Origin of the sequence: Nocardia camponoti, assembly GCF_014646135.1 — a bacterium.
Lineage (GTDB): Bacteria > Actinomycetota > Actinomycetes > Mycobacteriales > Mycobacteriaceae > Nocardia > Nocardia camponoti.
The window spans coordinates 253,477-274,673 of record NZ_BMMW01000002.1 but is presented as its reverse complement, the minus strand read 5'-3'; the positions used below and the strand labels follow the sequence as shown (position 1 = coordinate 274,673).

General features: G+C 64.4%; 18 protein-coding genes. 12 read left to right on the top strand and 6 right to left on the bottom strand.

The genetic code is table 11. The annotated features are described in order from the left end of the window. The first annotated feature begins 48 nt into the window (after positions 1–48). A complete protein-coding gene (locus IEX78_RS09425) occupies positions 49–1,482 on the top strand; it encodes an MFS transporter (protein WP_373291553.1) in 1,434 nt (477 codons plus the stop codon). Here IEX78_RS09425 and IEX78_RS09420 read toward each other — a convergent pair. Further along, positions 1,454–2,191, bottom strand: coding sequence for a helix-turn-helix domain-containing protein (locus IEX78_RS09420; RefSeq protein ID WP_188828533.1), 738 nt, complete (start codon positions 2,189–2,191; stop codon positions 1,454–1,456). The genes IEX78_RS09425 and IEX78_RS09420 overlap by 29 nt on opposite strands. Before the next feature lie 299 nt (positions 2,192–2,490). On the opposite strand from IEX78_RS09420, the gene IEX78_RS09415 reads away from it, so the two are divergent. The 3 genes from IEX78_RS09415 (at position 2,491) to IEX78_RS09405 (ending at position 5,289) form a co-directional block, all read left to right on the top strand. Next, entirely contained in the window at positions 2,491–3,078 is a 588-nt protein-coding gene (locus tag IEX78_RS09415) for a CHAP domain-containing protein (protein WP_188828532.1), read from the top strand. Positions 3,079–3,284: 206 nt separating this feature from the next. Continuing rightward, complete coding sequence (locus IEX78_RS09410) at positions 3,285–4,463, top strand: hypothetical protein (protein ID WP_229683838.1); 1,179 nt, start codon at positions 3,285–3,287, stop codon at positions 4,461–4,463. A 109-nt stretch (positions 4,464–4,572) separates the two neighbouring features. Further along, the gene (locus IEX78_RS09405) at positions 4,573–5,289 is read left to right on the top strand and encodes a DUF1906 domain-containing protein (RefSeq protein ID WP_188828531.1); all 717 of its coding nucleotides are present in this window, start codon (positions 4,573–4,575) and stop codon (positions 5,287–5,289) included. A 66-nt stretch (positions 5,290–5,355) separates the two neighbouring features. On the opposite strand, the gene IEX78_RS09400 is transcribed toward IEX78_RS09405, so the two are convergent. Further along, entirely contained in the window at positions 5,356–6,129 is a 774-nt protein-coding gene (locus IEX78_RS09400; protein WP_188828530.1) for an Rv1157c family protein, read from the bottom strand. A 242-nt stretch (positions 6,130–6,371) separates the two neighbouring features. Here IEX78_RS09400 and IEX78_RS09395 point away from each other — a divergent pair, with 242 nt between their 5' ends. Continuing rightward, on the top strand, positions 6,372–7,565 hold the full coding sequence (locus tag IEX78_RS09395) for a mannosyltransferase (protein WP_188828529.1): 1,194 nt from the start codon (positions 6,372–6,374) through the stop codon (positions 7,563–7,565). On the opposite strand, the gene IEX78_RS09390 is transcribed toward IEX78_RS09395, so the two are convergent. Together IEX78_RS09390 and IEX78_RS09385 are read right to left on the bottom strand one after the other, a co-directional pair. Beyond that, complete coding sequence (locus IEX78_RS09390; protein WP_188828528.1) at positions 7,562–7,855, bottom strand: 4a-hydroxytetrahydrobiopterin dehydratase; 294 nt, start codon at positions 7,853–7,855, stop codon at positions 7,562–7,564. The two genes, IEX78_RS09395 and IEX78_RS09390, sit on opposite strands and share 4 nt — an antisense overlap. A 52-nt stretch (positions 7,856–7,907) precedes the next feature. Beyond that, on the bottom strand, positions 7,908–8,084 hold the full coding sequence (locus IEX78_RS09385) for a hypothetical protein (RefSeq protein ID WP_188828527.1): 177 nt from the start codon (positions 8,082–8,084) through the stop codon (positions 7,908–7,910). 199 nt (positions 8,085–8,283) lie between these two features. On the opposite strand from IEX78_RS09385, the gene typA reads away from it, so the two are divergent. From typA to IEX78_RS09365, 4 genes are all read left to right on the top strand, one after another. Continuing rightward, positions 8,284–10,188 carry a translational GTPase TypA gene (gene typA / locus IEX78_RS09380; RefSeq protein ID WP_188828526.1) on the top strand — a complete coding sequence of 635 codons (1,905 nt, stop codon included), beginning with the start codon at positions 8,284–8,286 and terminating at the stop codon, positions 10,186–10,188. A 140-nt stretch (positions 10,189–10,328) separates the two neighbouring features. Further along, positions 10,329–12,062 carry an ABC transporter family substrate-binding protein gene (locus IEX78_RS09375; protein ID WP_188829484.1) on the top strand — a complete coding sequence of 578 codons (1,734 nt, stop codon included), beginning with the start codon at positions 10,329–10,331 and terminating at the stop codon, positions 12,060–12,062. Continuing rightward, positions 12,059–12,940, top strand: coding sequence for an N-acetyl-1-D-myo-inositol-2-amino-2-deoxy-alpha-D-glucopyranoside deacetylase (gene mshB, locus IEX78_RS09370; protein ID WP_188828525.1), 882 nt, complete (start codon positions 12,059–12,061; stop codon positions 12,938–12,940). The genes IEX78_RS09375 and mshB overlap by 4 nt, the downstream gene beginning before the upstream one ends. A gap of 138 nt (positions 12,941–13,078) precedes the next feature. Then, positions 13,079–14,431 (top strand): amino acid permease, encoded by a 1,353-nt coding sequence (locus tag IEX78_RS09365; RefSeq protein ID WP_188829483.1) that lies wholly within the window; start codon positions 13,079–13,081, stop codon positions 14,429–14,431. Between the two features lie 236 nt (positions 14,432–14,667). Here the strand turns inward: IEX78_RS09365 and IEX78_RS09360 are convergent, their stop codons facing one another. Beyond that, on the bottom strand, positions 14,668–16,362 hold the full coding sequence (locus tag IEX78_RS09360; protein ID WP_229683837.1) for a PH domain-containing protein: 1,695 nt from the start codon (positions 16,360–16,362) through the stop codon (positions 14,668–14,670). After that, positions 16,359–16,853 carry a PH domain-containing protein gene (locus IEX78_RS09355; protein WP_188828524.1) on the bottom strand — a complete coding sequence of 165 codons (495 nt, stop codon included), beginning with the start codon at positions 16,851–16,853 and terminating at the stop codon, positions 16,359–16,361. Before IEX78_RS09355 ends, IEX78_RS09360 begins: the two co-directional genes overlap by 4 nt. Before the next feature lie 125 nt (positions 16,854–16,978). On the opposite strand from IEX78_RS09355, the gene IEX78_RS09350 reads away from it, so the two are divergent. From IEX78_RS09350 to dapC, 3 genes are all read left to right on the top strand, one after another. Next, positions 16,979–19,573, top strand: coding sequence for a bifunctional FO biosynthesis protein CofGH (locus tag IEX78_RS09350; RefSeq protein WP_188828523.1), 2,595 nt, complete (start codon positions 16,979–16,981; stop codon positions 19,571–19,573). Between the two features lie 169 nt (positions 19,574–19,742). Continuing rightward, positions 19,743–20,066, top strand: a complete 324-nt coding sequence (fdxA, locus tag IEX78_RS09345; protein WP_188828522.1) for a ferredoxin — start codon at positions 19,743–19,745, stop codon at positions 20,064–20,066. After that, entirely contained in the window at positions 20,063–21,175 is a 1,113-nt protein-coding gene (gene dapC, locus IEX78_RS09340) for a succinyldiaminopimelate transaminase (RefSeq protein ID WP_188828521.1), read from the top strand. The genes fdxA and dapC overlap by 4 nt, the downstream gene beginning before the upstream one ends. Positions 21,176–21,197: the final 22 nt, after the last annotated feature.

Here is a 21,197-nt window from a genome sequence, read left to right as displayed (position 1 = left end):
GAAATTCAACTTTGTGCAATATGCACACGATGTGTAGCGTGCACATCCGTGTCTGTACTAGATGCCGACGTCACGCCGGCCACCCAAAAAACCCGGCGCATCGCGCCCGGCGCGCTGATCGCGGTGCTGAGCACGGTCGGCGTTGTTGTCTCGCTGATGCAGACGTTGGTCATCCCGATCATTCCGTCGCTGCCAAGCCTGCTGAACACGTCAGCATCGAACGCGTCGTGGGTCGTCACGGCGACGCTGCTCGCCTCGGCGGTGTTCACGCCGATCTCAGGCCGCCTCGGTGACATGTTCGGCAAGCGCCGCATGCTCGTCATCAGCCTCGGCTTCATGATTGTCGGCTCGGTGATCGCCGCGAGCTTCTCGTCGCTGATCCCGGAACTCATCGGCCGGTCACTACAGGGCGCTGCGTTCGGCGCGATCCCGCTCGGCATCAGCATCATGCGCGACGAATTGCCAACTGAGCGAGTGGGTTCGGCGATGGCCGTGATGAGCGCGACCCTGGGCGTCGGTGGCGCGATCGGCATGCCGTTCGCCGCGGTGATCGCCCAAAACGCGGACTGGCACATGCTGTTCTGGACAGCCGCTGGAATGGGCCTCATCTGCGCGACGCTGGTCTTCATCTTCGTTCCTGAGTCGCCGGTGCGCACGCCGTCGCGCTTCGATTTCGGCGGCGCGATTGGTCTCGCGATCGCGCTGTTGTCGCTGCTCATCGGCATCACCAAGGGTGCCGATTGGGGCTGGGGTAGCTCGTCGATCCTCGGCCTTTTCGGGCTTTCGCTCGTCACGTTCCTCGCCTGGGGTGCCTACGAATTGCGGCAGAAGTCTCCGCTAATCGACCTGCGCGTTTCGGCCCGTCCGCGTGTGCTTTTCACCAACCTCGCGTCCATCGCAGTCGGTTTCGCGCTGTATGGCATGTCGCTGACGTTCCCGCAGCTGCTCATGGCACCTAAGGCGACCGGGTACGGCTTCGGCCTTTCGATGGTCGTCGCTGGGCTCGCGATGGCACCGACTGGCCTGGTGATGATGCTGCTTTCGCCCATGTCGGCGAAGCTTTCGGCCCGCAAGGGCCCCAAGGTCACGCTCGCGCTTGGCTCGGCCGTGATCGCGATCGGTTATCTCGTCGCGGTGGTGCTGATGGACAGCGTTTGGCAGATCATGCTGTCGGCGATCATTGTCGCCGGTGGTGTTGGCCTCGCGTACGCGGCAATGCCCGCGCTGATCATGGGCGCGGTCCCGCTCAGCGAAACCGGCGCGGCCAACGGGTTGAACTCGCTGATGCGCTCGATCGGTACGTCGACATCGTCGGCGGTGATGGGCGTCGTGCTCGCGCACATGACGATGCAACTCGGCACGCACATGCTGCCCACTCGCGAGGCGTTCCACACCGCGTTCTTCATCGCGATGGCCGGTGCGATCGCGGCGATCGCGTTCACCGCGTGTATCCCTATGGGCAAGAAGCAGACTCAGGGCTAAAGGCGACCAAGGTGGGGTCTCGGCGCGATCGTGAGGTCGCGCTGAGACTGTGCATCGTCATCCGGGTTACCGCGCCCGTAACCGGATCGCGCAGCACAGCGACCTGATTGTCGAGGTCGTGCACGGTTTCCGGCGTCGTCGCCCACATCGCGGCCCACTCGGGCGCGGCTTCGCATCGCGCGACGATGTCGGCGATGCGTTTGCGCGGTGCGGTGCCAGGGCTCATCACGCGAAAGCCGTACAGGCACATATGTACCTGCGGCGCCCATTCGACGAGCACTTCTTTGGCGCGCGGATCGAGAAACATCCACTCCAGCAACGAGATTCCGGGTGCTAGCCCCGGAAACCACTGGCGCCACGCGGAATTGGTCGCGAGAATCTCGTAGGTTGGGTACCGCTGCAAGCTGGCTGGGTGCCGCATTCCGTCGATGAGCGCGCGATCAGCGGGACGCACCTGGGCTTCGGCCGTCGGTTCATAGCGATGCGACAGCGACAGCGACAGTAGATGTTCGCGGAAAAGTTCCGGCACAGCGAGCGCGTCAAAGAGCGCGGTAAGCGCCTCCAAAGTTGGTGTGCGCGTTCCTTGTTCGATTTTTTGAATCAGCGCGGGCGAAATGCCAGCCTTCGCGCCAAGCTCGACCCGGGTGAGCGCGGCCGACTCCCGTTGTTCGCGCAGGTAGCGCGCGATGGGCGCACGGGGGTCTTCCACGAACGAGCCTGCTTTCGGTTAACTGGGACAAACTGGGACAGCCGTCTAGCTTGACCCACGATTAGCAGTTGAAGACACTTGGCGCAACCACGTGGCCGATGCCCGTGGCTTCCGGAACTTTTCCGGGTGCGGTGTGTTTCGGGGCGGCTCGCACGAGTTTCCCCCGGATGGCGCAGGGGTCCATCCGGTGGATTGCTCACCGCTTCGAAATTCACCGAAAAATTCTTTCGCCACCGGGGAACCGAACCCGCGCGAGATTCGTCTTATCAAGACAAAGGCCGAATTAGAGCGGGGGGAACATGACTGAGGTAATCGAAGCAAGTCGCCCACGGCTGGGTAGGTGGATCGCCGCGGGCACGGCGTTGCTCGCGACGCTCGCCACGGTCGCGGTCGGCATCGGGTGGTGGGCCGTCAACGACTCCGACCAGCGCTTTCCGGCGATCGAGAGCGAGTCGCTCGACCATCAGCAGGCCGCATTGGTCGAAGTGCTGCGTCGCGAACATGAACGTCCAGGTGCTGGCCCCAAATACGCCGAAGGTGTCACCGAGCCGTGGTGCGCCGACTTCGTGAGCTGGACCATGCGCGAAGCGGGCCGCCCACTAGCGAACCCGAATTCGGGTTCGTGGCGTATCCCCGGCGTGTACACGTTGCAGGAGTACTACCAGTCACTTGGTCGCTTCACGAGGCCCGATGTCGGCTATCGACCGCGCACCGGCGATGTCGTGCTGTACGGCCCTGGCAGTCCGATGGGTCAGCACACCAACATCGTCCTGCGCGCCGATGGCGACGAGATCACCACCATCGGCGGCAACGAACTAGGTCGCGTCCGGGTGCAGACCATCAAACCGGCGGAGATGGTCGACCTAGTTGGCTACGGCAGGTTCTAAAACCGTCCGGTACTGAAACCCATTGTCGCCCAAGCAAACTGCGCGTACTTCTGCTCGGCGACACGGTCAACGTGCCCGTACCATGGAGAACGCGGCGCCCGGCAGCGCCGTCGCCAACGCCCTCGTCCTGCTTCCCCCTCATCGGCAGGACGGGGGAGTTGTGTGGCACTTCGCGCGTCACGCCGCTCTGACGGTCACGTACCGTGATGGACGTCCAAGCGAAGGTGAAGGGTTTCGGGAAACTTATGCGACCGTTCGAAGAGCATCCCGGTGGCCAGGACTGGCTTGAATACGAAGAGTTCGGTGAGCGGTTCATCGCTTACGCGGTCACCGAGGAACGCATCGTCGCCGCTGTTTCAGGGATGACGGGCCGTGGCGTTTCGATCGGGCCGTTCTCGCTGGGCCCTGCTGGGTTGGCTGGATTTTCGGCCGAAGGTGCACTCGGCACGCCCATCGTGAAGCGCGAACCTGGCGCTGAGCTGGCGTTTGTCGTCAAAATTCCACTTACGCTCGCGGTCGAAATCTCGCTAGGTGGGCGCAGGTTGCGCGTTGCCGCCGTCGTCGAGATTTCGCTGACGCTGCGTCCGCGCACCGCGCAACCGCTGCTTGTCGTCATCGACGTCGCGCCGGTCACCGCTAGGGACGTCAGCTTCACCCTGCGCGCTGAAGCCGTCGAAGCGGCGTGGGAGATGCTGCTCGATCCCATCGCTGGCCTCGTCAAGCGCGAGGTTGCCACCCGCGTCAACGGCATCATTTCCGATCCGAAGTTCCGCGCGGAACGGGTCTTCGATATCGAAGCCATCCTCGACGGCTACCGTTCGCCGCACCGCAACGACACGATTTTCGACTGGATCGACCACCGAGACATGGGCGCGCGGTTTTTCCAACGCATCGTCACCGTCGACCGGGTACACAGCGTGCTCGGGCAATTAGGCGGTCGCCCGATCGAAATCGGTCCGCTCGCCGAAGGGCCGCGCGGCGCGGCGACCGTCACGGTGTCGGGCGCGATCGGACAACCGCGCATCTTCGATCGCGGCGGCGACCTCGGTGAGCTGCGGGTTTTCGACGTGGTTGTGCCAGTCGGGCTGGACATCACCGTCGACGTACTCAAAGCCAACAAATACCGCGCCGACCTTGAAGTGCCGCTTATCCTCACCGCGCGGGCGGCCGAACCGCTGCAGATCGTGATCGACGTGCCGCCGCCGACGGCAGAAGAGATCCAGTTGCTTTTCACCGCGACGGGTTTGCGCGCGCGAACCCTCGCTCGACTAGCCGGCATTCGGAAGCAGATCGCCGCGCAGGTCGTCGCGGTTGTCACTACCGAACTGGCCGATCCAGCTGGTCGAACCATCGACGTTGGCGCTGCCATCGACGAGGCGACGTAACCTTCATTTGAGGTTCAGATGTTACGTGTGGTTCGCGGGCGTTCTCGGTAGCCCGTGATGCAATGACAAGACGTTCGTGATTCCCGTTGCCATACGAAGGAGTCCCACGATGCGTCCTGTTTCAGTGTCTCGCCGTGAGTTTTTCGGTGTCGCGGCGGCGGTGGCTGGTGCCGTTGGATTAGGCGCGGCGGCCAGCCCGCGCGCATCGGCCCAATCTTTCGGCACCCTTGTCGATTACGCGGGTGGAGTGCCGTCAGCGGCTGCCATTCGAGCGGCCGGTCACGTTGGCGTCATCCGCTACGTTTCCGATCGAAGGCCGGGCGCGGAGTGGATGGAAGGCAAACCGCTGCGGCCCGCCGAAGTCGCGGATTTGCAGAACGAAGGGCTCACGATCGTGTCGAACTACCAGTTCGGCAAGGGCGAGACATCGGATTGGCGCGAGGGTTACGAGGGCGGGTTGCGGCACGCCGAACGCGGACTCGCGCTGCATCGCGCGGCGGGCGGACCGGATTCCGCTCCGATTTACGCATCGATCGACGACAACCCGAGCGGCGACGAATTCGATCAGCTCATCGTCCCGTATTTGCAGGGCTGGGAGTCGGTGATTGGCGCTGACCGAGTTGGCGTGTACGCGAACAGCCCGACGATCGACTGGGCCGTCGCCGCAGGCGTTGGTTCGTGGTTCTGGCAACACAATTGGGGAACGCCACGCGGTGAAGTGAACGCCGATGCGCAACTGCACCAGTTCGAGATCGACAAGCGCAGCATCGACGGCGTTGGCGTTGACGTGAATAACGCGCTCGCCGAGTACTACGGCCAGTGGTGAGCTAGCCCGAAACCAAAGTGAGCCCGTCTCCGCAAGTCGCGGAGACGGGCTCATTGGTTTCTAGGTTTAGACGGTGAAGAAGCCAAGCGTCGGCGCGAACGAGCAGGTGCGCGGCGCGGCGTCTTCGGCCTGGGTCGTCAATGAACCTGCGATGACGGCGACAACGCGGCCCGGGCCGGTGTTAACGACCGCTGACAGCGTGGCGGGGCCGCCGGGGTTGATCTGCGCTTCGTCGGTGAGGTTCGAAACGCCCGATGCGCGCGTGTCGAGGTTGAGCCACTGCACCGTCATCGGCGAAGCCTGTTGTGCGGCAGGTGCTTTCGTGCCAAGGGCGGTGAAGACGAAGCCCGCCTGGCCCGCCGGAACGCCGGGCGGCGGCAGCTGAGCCGGGCCGGGGACCGCGAGTGCGGTGCCAACTGAATCCGCACCAGCGCCAATGCAGTCTTTGCCGATGGTCGGGTACAGGAACTGGGCAATGACCGGCCCGTCCTGCGGAATGTCCGGGCCGCCACCGCCACTGCCGTCGAGGAAGGTGATGATCTTTTCGAGCGTGGCTTTGATCGCGGGCGGCAAGCCAACGGTCGCGAGCAGGATGCGGGCCTGGTCGAGCAGCGCGGTCTGCGGGCCAGCGACATCGGCGGGACCAGCGACAAGTCCGACGACGGCGGGCGCGAACGCGGCGAGCGCGTCGATCGGGACGCCCTCGGGAACCATGGGCACACTGATGGCCGTGCCCACGGGGGTGGGCGCTGCGTTGGTCGATGCGGGAATGGCGAGCATGGCGCTCGCCGCGACGGCGAGTGCGGTTGTCGCGATCCGCGATCCTCGGCTACGAAGCACTGGTGTTGCCGTCCTTACCTCGGGGGTGCGATATGGAAACGTCGCGTGCGGCCAAGATGTCGGGGTCACTCTAGGGACCGTCCCGTTAGCTTGTACAGCCGACCCATCACGTGCGGGCCCGTCCGACGACGCTAACCCCGCCGCGTGTGACGGGTGGGGATGTAGATGCAACTGTGACCGGTGGTGTCGGAGGGGAACAGGGTCGAACAGCAGAGCGAAATGCCGCAATTTAAGCTCGTTTCGTGAATCGACACCTCCGCTTGGCCATCGCGCTGCTCGGGTTGTCCGTGTGCGCTCGGTTGGGCTGGATGATGTTCGCGCGCAACGGTCTCAACGTGGTCGACCTGCATGTGTATGTCGATGGTTCAGCGTCGTTGTTGACCGAGCATCTTTACGACTTCACCTATGCGGAAAAGACCCCGGATTTCCCGCTGCCGTTCACCTACCCGCCGTTCGCCGCGCTTGTCTTTTACCCCTTGCATTTTCTGCCGTTCACGGTGGTGGCCTACGGCTGGTTTTTCGCGACGGTTGCCGCGCTCTACGGCGTGATTCGCATCAGCTTCGAACTGCTGCTTGGCGCGGAGAAGTCAGCGCGCACCGAATGGATCGCGGCGGCGATCGGCTGGACCGCGGTCGCCCTGTGGCTCGAACCGGTACGGACAACGATCGACTACGGCCAAGTGAACGTGTTCCTTGTGCTTGGCGCGATGCTCGCTGTCCGTAGTTCGCGGTGGTGGATTTCGGGCACGCTCGTTGGCGTGATCGCGGGGATCAAGCTCACGCCCGCGATTACCGGGCTGTATTTCGTCGCGCGTCGACGTTGGGCGACGGTCATCTGGTCAGCAGTAGCGTTCGGCCTGACGGTCGCCGTGAGCTTCCTCGTGAACGCGGGTGCGGCGAAAACCTACTTCGGCACCCTGCTCGGCGACGCCGATCGCATTGGCCCGGTTGGCTCGGTGTGGAACCAGTCGTGGCGTGGCGCGGTGAGTCGAATTCTCGGCCACGATGTGCAGTCGGGTCCGTGGTGGCTGCTTGGCGTCGCGATCGCTGGCGGGTTGTGCTTCGCCGCGTGGCGAACGCTCGCTGCCGACGACCGCATCGGCACGTTGATCCTCGTGCAGCTATTCGGCCTGATGGTGTCGCCGATTTCGTGGTCGCATCACTGGGTCTGGTTGATCCCGACCATCCTGTGGCTGCTGTATGGGCCACTGCGCGGGGTGGCGATCGCGCGCGGGTTCGCGGCGTTTTGGCTGATCACGATGCTGATTGGGGTGCCGTGGGTGCTGTCGTTCGCACAGCCGACGATCTGGGAAATCCCGCGACCGTTGCCGTATGCGCTGGCTGGTGCTGTCGACGTGATCGGGGTAATCGTGATGTTGTCGTGGCTGATTTGGCACGGGCACCATGTCAAGCGCACGGGAGTGCAGGCGGCCTAACCGCCAACGATCTCGTCGATCCGGTGCGCGAGCGCGATGTCTTTGCTCGTCACGCCGCCCGCGCTGTGGGTGCTAAGTACGAAACGCAGTGTGCGCCAACGAATGTCGATGTCGGGATGATGATCGGCCGCCTCTGCCGCGTCGGCGATCTGGCGCACAAAGTCGATGCCGTCGAGGAAACTTGGCGCGCTCACCGTGCGGCTGATCGATGACGTTCCTTCGCGCTCCCACCTTGGCAGCGTGGCGAGAGCGATGGTGAGTTCAGGCGCTGACATCACCGGGGTGTCCATAACTCGGTTGTACGCCGACTGTGGGCATGGCGCATCGCCCCGGGTGCGAACGTCAGGCCGCGCGCGCCTTCTTCAAGGCTTTTTTGAGATCTTTACCGCACATTCCAGCGGACTCGGCCTTCTTCATTCGCATAATCACAACGGGGCATTTCAGGCATCGTGTCTGCTTTCTGCAGCACTTCTTCTTGGGTTTGAGGCCGGATACGTTCTTAGCTTTCACCTTGCCCACGCGAGTTAGCTTATCCTAAGTACCGCGAATGTCCACGGCGGCCCGGAGGCGGTAGCGCATGTGTAACCACGCAGGGCCTCGAGGGCATTCGCCATGTAAGCAGCCTGACACGTGAGCGTCGCAGCGCAACCGGTAGCCTGTAACAGGCCGCGATACCTCTGTGCCGCGCCAAATACACCAACTTCAGGAGGATTGAGGCGTGTCGTCTACACGCGATTTTCGCAACGTCGCCATCGTGGCCCACGTCGACCACGGCAAGACGACGCTGGTCGACGCCATGCTTCGTCAGTCGGGCGCGTTCGCTGAGCGAGCCGAACTGGTCGACCGAGTCATGGACTCCGGTGACCTCGAGCGCGAGAAGGGCATCACCATTCTCGCGAAGAACACCGCTGTGCATCGTCACCACCCCGACGGCTCCGTCACCGTCATCAATGTGATCGACACCCCCGGCCACGCCGACTTCGGTGGCGAGGTCGAACGCGGCCTTTCCATGGTCGACGGTGTCGTGCTGCTCGTCGACGCGTCCGAGGGCCCGCTTCCTCAGACCCGCTTCGTGCTGCGCAAGGCGCTTGCCGCCAAGCTGCCGGTGATCCTGGTCGTCAACAAGACCGACCGCCCCGACGCCCGCATCGAAGAAGTTGTCGAGGAGTCGCACGACCTGCTGCTCGACCTCGCCTCCGACCTCGACGACGAGGCCGCCGAAGCCGCCGAACTCGCGCTCGACCTGCCCGTGCTCTACGCATCGGGCCGTGAAGGCAAGGCGTCGAAGGAGCGTCCCGAGAACGGCCAAGCGCCCGACGCGGAGAACCTCGACGCGCTGTTCGACGTGCTGATGGAGAACATCCCCGCGCCCAAGGGCAACGCCGATGCTCCGCTGCAGGCGCACGTCACCAACCTCGACGCGTCGGCCTTCCTTGGCCGTCTCGCCCTGGTTCGTATCCACAACGGCGAGCTGCGCAAGGGGCAGAACGTCACCTGGATCAACGCCGATGGCGCCAAGCAGGTCAAGATCACCGAGCTGCTGCAGACCGTTGGCGTTGAGCGTCAGCCGGGCGAGGTTGCTGTCGCTGGCGACATCGTCGCTATCGCTGGTATCCCCGACATCATGATCGGCGACACCCTCGCCGACCTGGAGAACCCGGTCGCGCTGCCGCGCATCACCGTCGACGAGCCCGCCATCTCGGTGGTCATCGGCACCAACACGTCGCCGCTGGTCGGTCGCGTGCAGGGCCACAAGCTCACCGCTCGCATGCTCAAGTCGCGCCTCGATCAGGAGCTCATCGGCAACGTGTCGCTGCGCGTCCTCGACATCGGCCGTCCCGATGCGTGGGAGGTGCAGGGTCGTGGCGAACTCGCCCTGTCGATCCTCGTTGAGCAGATGCGTCGTGAGGGTTTCGAGCTCACCGTCGGCAAGCCGCAGGTGGTTACCCGCCAGGTCGACGGCAAGGTCCACGAGCCGTTCGAAGAGCTCACCATCGACTGCCCCGATGAGTACCTGGGCGCTGTCACCCAGCTCCTCGCCGCTCGCAAGGGCAAGATGGTCCAGATGAGCAACCACGCCGCTGGCTGGGTGCGCATGGAGTTCATCGTGCCGTCGCGTGGCCTGATCGGCTTCCGCACGCTGTTCATGACCGACACGCGAGGCACCGGTATCGCCAACGCCGTCTCCCACGGTTACGCGCCGTGGGCCGGTGAGATCCGTGGCCGCCACACCGGTTCGCTTGTCTCCGACCGCGCTGGCACCGTCACCCCGTTCGCGATGATCCAGCTGGCCGACCGTGGTCAGTTCTTCGTCGAGCCGGGCGCTGACACGTACGAGGGCATGGTCGTTGGCATCAACCCGCGTGCCGAGGACCTCGACATCAACGTGACCCGCGAGAAGAAGCTGACGAACATGCGCAGCGCCACCGCGGACACGTTCGAAACGATGGCCAAGCCGTTGCAGCTCGACCTTGAGCTCGCGATGGAGTTCTGCACCGAAGACGAATGCGTCGAGGTCACCCCCGAGGTGGTTCGCGTACGCAAGGTCGTGCTTGGTGCGAACGAGCGTGCGCGCGACCTGTCGCGTCGCAAGGCACGCGACAAAGCAGTATCGGGTAGCTAGTACGTCGCAGTAGATGGGTGTCGGTTGGACCATGGTCTGACCGGCACCCATTTCGCTGCCCAGAGGCCAACCGGCGGTTGGTGAAGGGGTTCGGTAGTGTGCCTAGGGTGAGTTCGGGGTGGCGCGCGAAGTGGCGCGTGATGACGTTAGCGACGATCGCCTCGACGGTGGTCGTGGCTGGCTGCACGGCGAATCCGCCACCGCCCATCGAGAGCACCGACTCACCGAAAACCACGCTCGCCAAGCCGGGCAAGAACACCATTTTCGTCGGCATTGACGACATCGGGATTGGGTTCAATCCGCATCTGGTCGCTGATCAGTCCCCGGCGACCAGCGCGGTTTCCTCGATGGTCCTGCCGAGCCCGTTCCGCCCGGTCCCGAGCCCCGGCAAGCCCGGTTTTGTCGACTGGGTGCCCGACGCGTCGCTGATCACCGCCGCCGACGTGACGGCCCAAGAGCCGTTCACCATCACCTACACCCTGCGTAACCAGGCGAACTGGTCTGATGGTGCGCCGATTGCCGCCGAAGATTTCCGCTTCCTCTGGCAGCAGATGATCACCCAGCCTGGCGTCGTTGATCCCGCTGGGTATCGGCTCATCACCGATGTCGCGTCATCGGGCGGCGGCAAAACCGTCACGGTCACGTTGTCGCAGCCGTATCCGGCGTGGCGTGAATTGTTCACGAATCTGCTTCCCTCACATTTGGTGAAGGATTCGCCTGGCGGCTTCGCGAGTGGGCTCGTCGATCGAATTCCGGTGTCCGGCGGCGCATTTACGATCAAGTCCGTCGACCGTGGCCGCGACGAGATTGTCCTCGAACGCAACGATCGCTTCTGGGATACACCAGCCGCGCCTGATCAGGTGTTGCTGCGACGTGGCGGAACGCCGTCGCAGTTGGCCGAATCGCTGCGCACCGGCGATGCGCAAATGGCGCTCGTTCACGGTGGCGTCGCGACGCAGGCGCAGCTCGCCGCGATCCCGTCGGTGCGGACAACGATCATGCCGCAGGCACGCGAATTGCAGTTGACACTCAACGGGCGCGCGGGCGACCTCGCCGACGTCCGGGTGCGTAAAGCTGTTCTCTCCCTTCTTGATCCGGCGCTGCTCGCCACTGTCGGCGCGCAGACGGGCGGGTGGGTCGAACCGGCGCGCGCGCAGGTGTTGCCGCCGTCGAGCCCCGGTTACGTGCCAACCGCGCCGCCGCGTCCGTCGACTGAGGAAGCGTTCGCGCTGCTCGCCGAAGCCGGTTTTGGCCGCGCGCCGGAAGCACCCGCGACCGGTTCGGCGACATCGCCCGCACCGCGACCACGTTCGCTCGCGCGCAACGGCAAGAGCCTCGCGGTGCGCATTGGCGCGGTGACCGGTGACGCGACGTCGCTCGCGGTCGCCAATACCGCCGCTGACCAGCTGCGCAGCGCGGGCATCGACGCGACAGTGCGCGGCTTACCCGCCGAAGAGCTGTACGGCAAAGCGCTCACGGAGTCGACCGTCGACGCGATCGTCGGCTGGCAGCTCGCTGGAGACGATCCCGCGACCGTGCTCGCCTCTCGATACGGTTGTGCCCCAGTCGAATTGGCAGGCGCGACCAACGAGGCAAATGCGGCTGTCGAGGCATATCGCAAGGCACCAAGCAACTTTGGCGGGGTCTGCGATCCGGCATTGCAGCCCGCGATTGGTGAAGCGTTGCGCGGCAACGAAGTTGGCAAGATCATTGCCGAAGCCGAGCCGAAACTGTGGGATCTGGCGACGGTGCTGCCCATCATGCAAGACAATGTCGTCGCCGCCGCTGGCCCCCGTGTTGACGGTGTTTCGCTCGCGGGCGCGATCCAGATCGGCATCTTCGGCGATGCCGCGCAGTGGCGGAGGATTCCATGACCGAGACCGGCGGATTGCTGCTCGTTCACGCTCACCCCGACGACGAGTCGATCACCACCGGCGGCACCATCGCGCACTATCGCAAGCAGGGCGTTCCGGTCACCGTTGTCACGTGCACGCTTGGCGAAGAGGGCGAGGTGATCGGCGAGCGCTGGGCCGGGCTAGTCGCTGATCAGGCGAACCAACTTGGCGGTTACCGAATCAGCGAACTTACCGCTGCCCTTGACGCGGTCGGCGTCGCAAGCCCGAATTTCCTTGGGGGAGCGGGTAAGTGGCGTGATTCGGGGATGGCCGGTACGCCGTCGGCAGCGAATCCGCGCGCGTTCGTGAACGCGGGCGACGAGCCGATCGACGCGCTGACCGAAGTGATCTTGACGCTGAAGCCACAGGTCGTTGTCACCTACGACCCCAATGGCGGCTACGGCCACCCCGACCACATCCGCGCGCACGAGATCACCGTCGCCGCGCTTGAGCGCGCCGCCGAACGTGGCTTTGACGTGCCGAAGTTCTACTGGACGGTGTTCGACCGCGATGTCCTGCGCGAGCATGTCGCCGCGCTCGTCCGTCGGACCGTCGACGAGCTGCCGGGCGCGCTTCCCGACGGCTGGTTGCTGCCGGTCGACGCGCTTGTCGACTACATCTCGACCGACGCCGCGACCGCCGTGATCGACGTTTCCGACGTTGTCGGTGCGAAACGCGCTGCCCTGCGCGCGCACGCGACCCAGGTGACGGTCGCGCCGAGCGGGCGCGAATACGCGCTGTCGAACAACATCGCGCTGCCCATCATGCCGGTGGAACACTTCGTGCTCGCGCGGGGAAAGCGTGGCGCGACGGGCGCTGACGGGCTCGAACACGACCTCTTCGCCGGACTCGACTAACCGCGCCCGCCCAGCCTGCCCGAAGCCGCGCGTCCAGCCCGGTACCGTGCCGATGTTGGAGTTCACCACAGTGGCAGGGGTGTCGGCGTGGAGTCGGAAGACGCGGGGTACCGCAAATCGCTAGGCAAGCGTCAGTTGATGATGATCGCCATCGGCGGCGCTATTGGTACGGGCTTGTTTTTGAGTACGGGCGGGCGGCTCGCGAAAGCGGGGCCTTCGTTGTGGGTGGTTTATGCGATTTGCGGCGTTTTCGTCTTCTTCATCTTGCGTGCTCTTGGCGAATTGGTTTTGCACCGCCCTACGTCGGGGTCGTTCGTCTCCTACGCACATGAATTTCTAGGCGAGCGAGCGGCTTTCGTCGCCGGCTGGATGTATTTCCTCAACTGGGCGATGACCGGGATCGCCGATTCAACGGCTATCGCGCTCTATTTTCAATACTGGCAACCGATGACAGTTGTTCCCCAGTGGGTACTCGCGTTTCTCGCGCTGATTATTGTGCTGGTTGTCAATCTGATTAGCGTCAAAGCCTTTGGTGAGTTGGAGTTTTGGGCCGCACTGGTGAAGGTCACCGCGCTGAGCGCGTTCCTCATCGTCGGCACGGTATTTCTGCTCGGCCGCTTCAAGATTGAAGGGGAGCCGACTGGCGTGCAAATGGTGCGTGACAGCGGCGGCTTCTTCCCGACCGGCATCTTGCCGCTGGTCACGGTCACGTCGGGCGTTGTATTCGCTTACGCGGCAGTCGAATTGGTTGGCACTGCGGCAGGTGAGACGAAGGACCCAGAGAAGATCATGCCGAAGGCGATCGATTCGGTGATCGCGCGCATCGCGGTGTTCTACGTGGGTTCGCTTGTGTTGCTTGGTCTTTTGTTGCCCTACACGTCTTATCGAGAAGGTGAGAGCCCGTTCGTCACGTTCTTCACCGCGCTCGGGGTACCGAGTATTGGGTCACTGATGAACGTCGTCGTGCTCACCGCCGCGTTCTCCAGTTTGAATGCCGGGTTGTATTCGACCGGGCGCATTCTGCGGTCGATGGCGGTGCGCGGAAGCGCCCCAACGTTTACCGCGCGGATGAGTGGACATGGCGTTCCCTACGGCGGCATCCTGCTGACGTTCGGCGTCGCGATGATTGGCGTTGTCCTGAATGGCGTGGTGCCGGAACAAGCGTTTGAGATCGTGCTGAACATGGCTTCGCTTGGCATTCTTTCGTCGTGGGCAACGATTATTCTCTGCCAGTTGAAGATGTATCGCCTATCCAAGCGCGGCGTCCTTGTTCGACCGAAATTCCGACTGATGGGCACCCCGTACACGAGTTACGCCACGCTGGCGTTCCTGCTCAGCGTTGTCGTGCTCATGGTCTTCGATAAGCCCGTCGGGACGTGGACCGTCGCGAGTCTCGTGTTGATCATTCCCGCGCTCATGATCGGCTGGCACTTCGCCCGACCTCGCGTGCTTGCCGACCAAGCGCACGACGCCGACGAACGCGCCGAATAGACTCCACGCTCATGGTGACCGAGTCCGTTGAAAAACCCACCGCTGGCGGTCGGTTCGCGCCGGTCCTTACTGCCCTGATCGTGGTAGCGCTGCTGTTCGACGCGCTCCTCACGTTGTCGCTCGAAGTGCTTTTCCTGCCGCTGTATATCGGCACTGTCGCGTTCCCGATCACCGCGCTACTGGCGGGTCCGATCAATATCGCCCTGGTTTACGGCATGGAATCGGTGACGAGCCGCTTAGGTTTCCTGTTCGCCCCGATCGGCGTGTGGGCGCTCGGTTTCCTCATCGCCGCGTCGCGCGGACCGGGCGGCGACCGGATGCTCGCCAGCGACGGCAGCACCCTCCTGCTGCTCGCTTGCGGCGTGCTGTTCCCCGCCGGGTACGTGTATTTCCGGGCGAACTCCGGCGCTTTGCGCTAACCCGGAAATGCCAGGGGACACTTCCTCGATCAAGGCGCGAGCCTGGGGGAGTGGCAGGTCGACGACCGAATAGGCCTTTTTGCCTGCCGCCGTTGCCGCGACGACTGTCGCCAAACCGACTCTGCGCTGCCAGAAGGACTGCTTAATGGTCCAGCCGATAATGCCGTCGGCTTCCAGACAGTCGCGGTGGCGGTTCAAGCTGCCTTTGCTCGTGATCAACCATGTCGGGCCGTCGGTGCCAGCCAGCACGCGGTGGCCGAGACCGCGGTACTGATCACGAGCTAACACGGTCGACAGCCCGGCGAAGATCGCGAGAACTGCCCAGATGGCCAGGGGCAGATGGTGGCCGGTGAGGACGTAGAGCAGCGCGAGGCCAGCGAGGATCTCGACGGGAATCGCGGCGTGGGTGTAGCGCCGACGTCGGGCTGCGGGGCCGTGCGGGATCAGTGGGATCGTGCCGAGGGTCTCACCGGTGATCAGCAGGTCGTCGGCGGTGATTTCGGGGCGAATTGTCTTGACGCTCTTGCTGTTTCGTGCGCGCCGGGTCCGCAGCAATTCGTCCAGCGTTCGCTCCGCCGCGATGCGCGGGGCCTGCGGCAGGATCTTCTGCTGCGGGTTCTCACCGGTCATGATCATCGACAGCTGTGCCGCGCCCGCCGCACGCAACAGCAACGGCTCGCTCAGTGTCGCGCCGCGAAAACGGGCGAGGTCCAAGGTGATCTGTCGTGTGGTGAACAGGCCGTAGCGCAGGTGCAGTGTGCTTCCGTTGTCGACTACGCGCAGGCCAAACCACGTTGCCAGGTACTGCGCGCACGCCGCGATGCTCACCAGCAGCAAGGACAGCAGTGCTACGCCGGAGACGATCAGCACGACGATCGGGAGCCGATCGTCGCCAACGTGGCGAACCGCATCTGATTCGAAAATCAGATCAGCGGCGCCGAATTGGGCGCCGAAGCCGACAAGCGGCGCGGCGAAGGCCAGCCCCGTGAGCGACAGCGGCGCGTATCGCACCCACGCGGGTCGCCAGTGCGCGATTTCGCGTTCGATGCTTGCGTCTGCAACTGGTTCGGGGGTTGATGTATGTGCAAGCAATTGGTTGCGGAGTGCTGGCACATCATCACGGTCGAGCGCGTCGAGTTTGAACGCGTCGTCTTTGCTCTTTTCCGTGCCCGTCCCGACCTCGACAACGGCGAGGCCGAGCAGTCGGTGCCAGAGGTCGGCCTGCACATCAACGGACCGAATACGTGAACGTGGAATCGAAAGTGTCTTTCGCGCAAGCAGACCCGAGCACAGCTGAACCTGCTCACCGTCAATGCGGTACGTGGTGGTGAACCAGCGTGTCGCGCCGAAACCGGCCACGACAGCGAGCGGAATCAAGCTCCAGAGCGGGTTGCCACGCGAAGTGCCGATGATCACCGAACCGAGCAAGACCGGGATGTACTTGATGACCTCGGTGACCGGGTAAACGAGCAGCATTCGGGGGTCTAGTCGCTGCCAGCCGGTGTCGTTCACGTCGCGTCGCCTCGGGTTTGCGCGGCGACGTCGGCCACTTTGGTGACCACGTCTTCGGCGACCGGCAGATCGAGGGCGCTGATGCGCACCGCGCCCGCCGACGACGCGGTAGTGACAGTGACGGTCGCTAGCCCGAGGATCCGCTCGATCGGCCCGCGTTCGGTATCGACGGTTTGCACCCGCGACATAGGCGCGACGCGCGACTCCTGGTCGAACCAGCCGACGCGCGTGTAGACGGCGTCATCGGTGATTTCCCACCGATGCACCGCGTAGCGCCAGAGCGGAATGACAACGATGGCGACGGCCGCGACCAGGAGCCACACGCCAGCGCCGAACGCTTGCCACCCGCGATGCCGCGAGTCGATCAGCGTCCACGCCAGCAACGCGACCACCGCGATCACCACGCCGATCGAATTCTGCGCTGCCCACAGGACGCGCGCTTTCGGGCTAGGTCGCCAAGCTGGCTCGGCCAAGATGGAAGAACGCGACATCACGCCATGATCGCAGCCGTACGAGCCGAATTGGGGTCGCACGGGAATACCGGTGACCGATCAGCGGGTTGTCGTGCTCGTGCGACCCGCACGGGGCCGACTGACATTCGGGAGAGAAGTAGCGCATGATCGAACGCGTGACCGACTTGCCGCAGCCGAGTGTTCCGCGTCCCGCGCCCAGTCCCGCAGCGATGCGGCGAGCGCTGCGGCGTGCACGTGATGGTGTCACCCTCAATGTCGACGAGGCGACGGTGTTGCTGCACGCGACCGGCGACGATCTTGCCGATTTGTGTGCAAGCGCCGCGCGGGTTCGCGACGCCGGATTGGAGTCGGCGGGTCGGCCTAACACGATCAGCTACTCGCGCAATGTCTTTATCCCGCTCACGAAGTTGTGCCGCGACAAGTGCCATTACTGCACGTTCGTCACGGTGCCGGGCAAGCTGCGCGCGGCTGGGCACGGGATGTTCCTTGAGCCGGACGAGGTGCTGGAAATCGCGCGACAGGGCGCGGCGCTCGGTTGCAAGGAAGCGCTGTTCACCCTCGGTGACCGGCCAGAAGACCGTTGGCCCGAGGCCGCGCAATGGCTTGACGAGCGCGGTTACGACTCCACTCTCGACTACCTGCGTGCCGTTTCGATTCTCGTACTCGAAGAAACCGGGCTGCTCCCGCATCTGAACCCCGGCGTGATGAGTTGGGCCGAGATAGCGCGACTCAAGCCGGTCGCGCAGTCGATGGGCATGATGCTCGAAACCACGTCGACGCGGCTGTTCACCGAGAAGGGCCAGTGCCATTACGGCAGCCCCGACAAGGACCCGGCCGTGCGGCTGCGTGCGATCACCGACGCTGGTCGCCTTTCGGTTCCCTACACCACCGGCATCCTGGTTGGTATTGGTGAAACGCTGACTGAGCGTGCCGAGTCGATCATGGCGATTCGCAAGCTGCACAGAGAGTTTGGGCATATCCAAGAAGTGATCGTGCAGAACTTCCGCGCCAAGGACGACACCGCGATGCGCGATGTCCCCGACGCTGGCGTTGAGGAGTTCCTCGCGACGGTCGCGGTCACCCGCCTGCTGCTTGGGCCGGACGTGCCAGTGCAGGCGCCGCCGAACCTGGTGTCGGAGCGCGATTGTCGAGCGTTGATCGACGCGGGTATCGACGACTGGGGTGGCGTCTCGCCGGTCACCGTCGACCATGTGAATCCCGAGCGACCGTGGCCCAACCTCGACACATTGCGCGACATCACCGCGGCCGCCGGGTACACGCTCGTTGAGCGCACATCAGCGCATCCGAAATACGTTCGCGCTGGTCATCCGTGGATTGACCCGCGCATCGGCGCGCACGTCGACGCGCTCACCGATCCAGCGACCGGGCTGGCTCGCGCCGATGCGCTGCCGGTCGGGTTGCCGTGGCAGGAGCCGGACGAGTCGTGGGAATCGGCTGGTCGCGTTGACCTGAATACGTCGATCGACACCGACGGCCGCAACACCGAAAGCCGCAGCGATTCCGGGCTCGGTCAGGAAGTTGTTGGCGCGTTCGGTGACTGGGAAACGGTGCGCGAGCACGCGCGCGACTTGGCGGTCGTGGAGAAGCTCGACGCCGATGTTCTTGGTGCGCTGCGAGCGGCAGAGAAAGACCCGGCCGGGCTCACCGACGACCAGTATCACGCCCTCGCCACGGCAGATGGTCCGGCAATGGAAGCTGTTGCCGCCCTTGCTGATTCGCTGCGCAAAGAGGTGAACGGCGACGACGTGACCTACGTCGTGAACCGCAATATCAACTTCACCAACATCTGCTACACCGGTTGCCGCTTCTGCGCGTTCGCTCAGCGCAAGGGCGACGCCGACGCGTTCACCCTCAGCACCGACGAGGTCGCCGATCGGGCATGGGAAGCGCACGTCGACGGCGCGACCGAGATTTGCATGCAGGGTGGAATCGACCCCGAACTGCCGGTTACCGGTTACGCCGATCTGGTGCGCGCGATCAAGGCCCGCGTGCCATCGATGCATGTGCATGCATTCTCTCCGATGGAGATTGTGAACGGGGCGTCGCGCGGCGGTCAGTCGATTCGCGACTGGCTTTCGGCATTGAAGGAAGCGGGCCTCGGCTCGATTCCCGGCACGGCTGCCGAAATCCTCGACGACGAAGTGCGCTGGGTGCTCACCAAGGGCAAGCTGCCGACGTCGGCGTGGATTGAGGTCATCACGACCGCGCATGAGCTGGGCATTCCGTCGAGTTCGACGATGATGTACGGCCACGTCGACAACCCGCGTCACTGGGTCGCGCACCTGCGCGTGCTGCGCGAAATTCAGGATCAGACGGGCGGTTTCACCGAGTTCGTCCCGCTGCCCTTCGTCCACCAGAGCGCACCGCTGTACCTGGCGGGCGCGGCCCGCCCCGGCCCGACCAACCGCGACAACCGCGCGGTCCACGCCCTTGCCCGCATCATGCTGCACCGCCGTATCGACAACATCCAGACCAGTTGGGTGAAGTTGGGCACGCTCGGCACGCAGGCGATGCTGACCGGCGGCGCGAACGACCTGGGCGGCACGTTGATGGAAGAAACCATCAGCCGGATGGCCGGTTCGCAGCACGGTTCGGCAAAGACGGTCGCCGAACTGACCGAGATCGCCGCCGGAATCAACCGCCCGGTACGCGAGCGGACGACGACCTACGGTGCCGTCGAGCACATCCCGCGCGCGTTGCCCCTGACCGTCAGCTGATCGTTGTTCCTGCCCACGGGCGCGCGGCTGCCCCAGCTCTCCCAGGAAAGCGAGCTAGCAGATGCGCTCGGGACTTAGGTGAGGCTGGGGCCGGGGTAATGTGAGGGTTCGGGATAGGGTTTGGGGGCGGAGTAGCCCCCGCAGGTGTGGACAGACTAGGAGAGCGGCAGTGCCGTACATCATCGCTGAACCGTGCGTTGACGTGAAGGACAAGGCGTGCATCGAAGAATGCCCCGTGGATTGCATCTACGAGGGTGGCCGCATGCTCTACATCCAGCCCGACGAGTGCGTTGACTGTGGTGCGTGCGAGCCGGTGTGCCCCGTCGAAGCCATCTTCTACGAAGACGACACCCCAGATCAGTGGAGCGGCTACATCAGCGCCAACGTCGACTTCTTCAACGAGCTGGGCTCGCCCGGCGGCGCGACCAAGGTTGGCGTCGTCGATTACGACCCCGCCTTCATCAAGGCGCTGCCCCCCATGGCCGAAGAGTGAGCGGTAGCTCTACTCGCACGCGGGTCAGCAGCCTGCTCCCGGACTTTCCCTGGGACACCATCGCCTCGGTGAAAACCAAGGCGGCCGCGCATCCGGGCGGGCTCGTCGACCTTTCGGTTGGCACGCCCGTCGATCCGGTTGACCCGCTGATTCAGGCCGTGCTGTCATCGGTCGCCGCCGTTCCCGGCTACCCAACAACGCACGGCACGCCCGAACTCCGTGCCGCAGCTGTCGCCGCGATGGCGCGTCGCTTCGGGATAACCGGGGTCGACGAGGCCGCGGTGCTGCCGGTGATCGGCACCAAGGAACTCATCGCCGGGTTGCCTCGACTGCTCGGTCTCGGGTCGAACGACCTCGTTGTCATCCCCGAAATCGCTTATCCCACTTACGAAGTGGGCGCGTTGCTCGCTGGCGCGAAGCCGTGGCGAGCCGACGGGCTCACCCAGATCGGGCCGCAGAATCCGGCGCTGATCTTCGTGAACTCGCCGTCGAACCCCACCGGCAAGGTGCTGCCGATCGAACACCTGCGCAAGGTGGTCGCGTTCGCGCGCGAGCGTGGCGCGATCGTCGCGTCGGACGAGTGCTACCTGGGGCTGACCTGGGAAGGCGAAGCGGTGTCGATCCTCGACCCGCGCGTTTCCGACGGCGACCACACTGGCCTGCTCGCCATCCACTCGCTGAGCAAGACGTCGAATCTCGCAAGCTACCGCGCCGGTTTCGTCGCCGGTGACCCTGAGCTGGTCGCGGAACTGCTTGAGGTGCGCAAGCATTCGGGCATGATGCTGCCGTTGCCGATCCAGGCGGCGATGACGGCCGCGCTCAGCGACGACGAGCACGAAAACACGCAGCGGGAGCGGTATCGCGCGCGCCGCGAGGTGCTGCGAAATGCCTTGGAAGCGGCAGGTTTTCGTATCGATTTCTCCGAAGCTGGCCTCTACCTGTGGGCTACGCGCGGGGAAGCGTGCCGCTACACCCTCGACTGGCTCGCCGACCGTGGCATCCTCGCCGCGCCCGGCGATTTCTACGGTCCGCGCTCGCCGGAGCACGTGCGCATCGCACTCACGGCGACCGATGAGCGCATCGCCGAAGCGGCTCGTCGACTCGCTTAGTTCTCGTCGATCGGGTGCCGGA

Bases quoted from the DNA above. Each gene is read 5' to 3' on its own strand.
- IEX78_RS09415 (WP_188828532.1), top strand. From the start codon at position 2,491: ATGACTGAGGTAATCGAAGCAAGTCGCCCACGGCTGGGTAGGTGGATC.
- IEX78_RS09410 (WP_229683838.1), top strand. From the start codon at position 3,285: ATGGACGTCCAAGCGAAGGTGAAGGGTTTCGGGAAACTTATGCGACCG.
- IEX78_RS09405 (WP_188828531.1), top strand. From the start codon at position 4,573: ATGCGTCCTGTTTCAGTGTCTCGCCGTGAGTTTTTCGGTGTCGCGGCG.
- IEX78_RS09390 (WP_188828528.1), bottom strand. From the start codon at position 7,855: ATGGACACCCCGGTGATGTCAGCGCCTGAACTCACCATCGCTCTCGCC.
- IEX78_RS09375 (WP_188829484.1), top strand. From the start codon at position 10,329: ATGACGTTAGCGACGATCGCCTCGACGGTGGTCGTGGCTGGCTGCACG.
- mshB (WP_188828525.1), top strand. From the start codon at position 12,059: ATGACCGAGACCGGCGGATTGCTGCTCGTTCACGCTCACCCCGACGAC.
- IEX78_RS09365 (WP_188829483.1), top strand. From the start codon at position 13,079: ATGATGATCGCCATCGGCGGCGCTATTGGTACGGGCTTGTTTTTGAGT.
- IEX78_RS09355 (WP_188828524.1), bottom strand. From the start codon at position 16,853: ATGTCGCGTTCTTCCATCTTGGCCGAGCCAGCTTGGCGACCTAGCCCG.
- IEX78_RS09350 (WP_188828523.1), top strand. From the start codon at position 16,979: ATGATCGAACGCGTGACCGACTTGCCGCAGCCGAGTGTTCCGCGTCCC.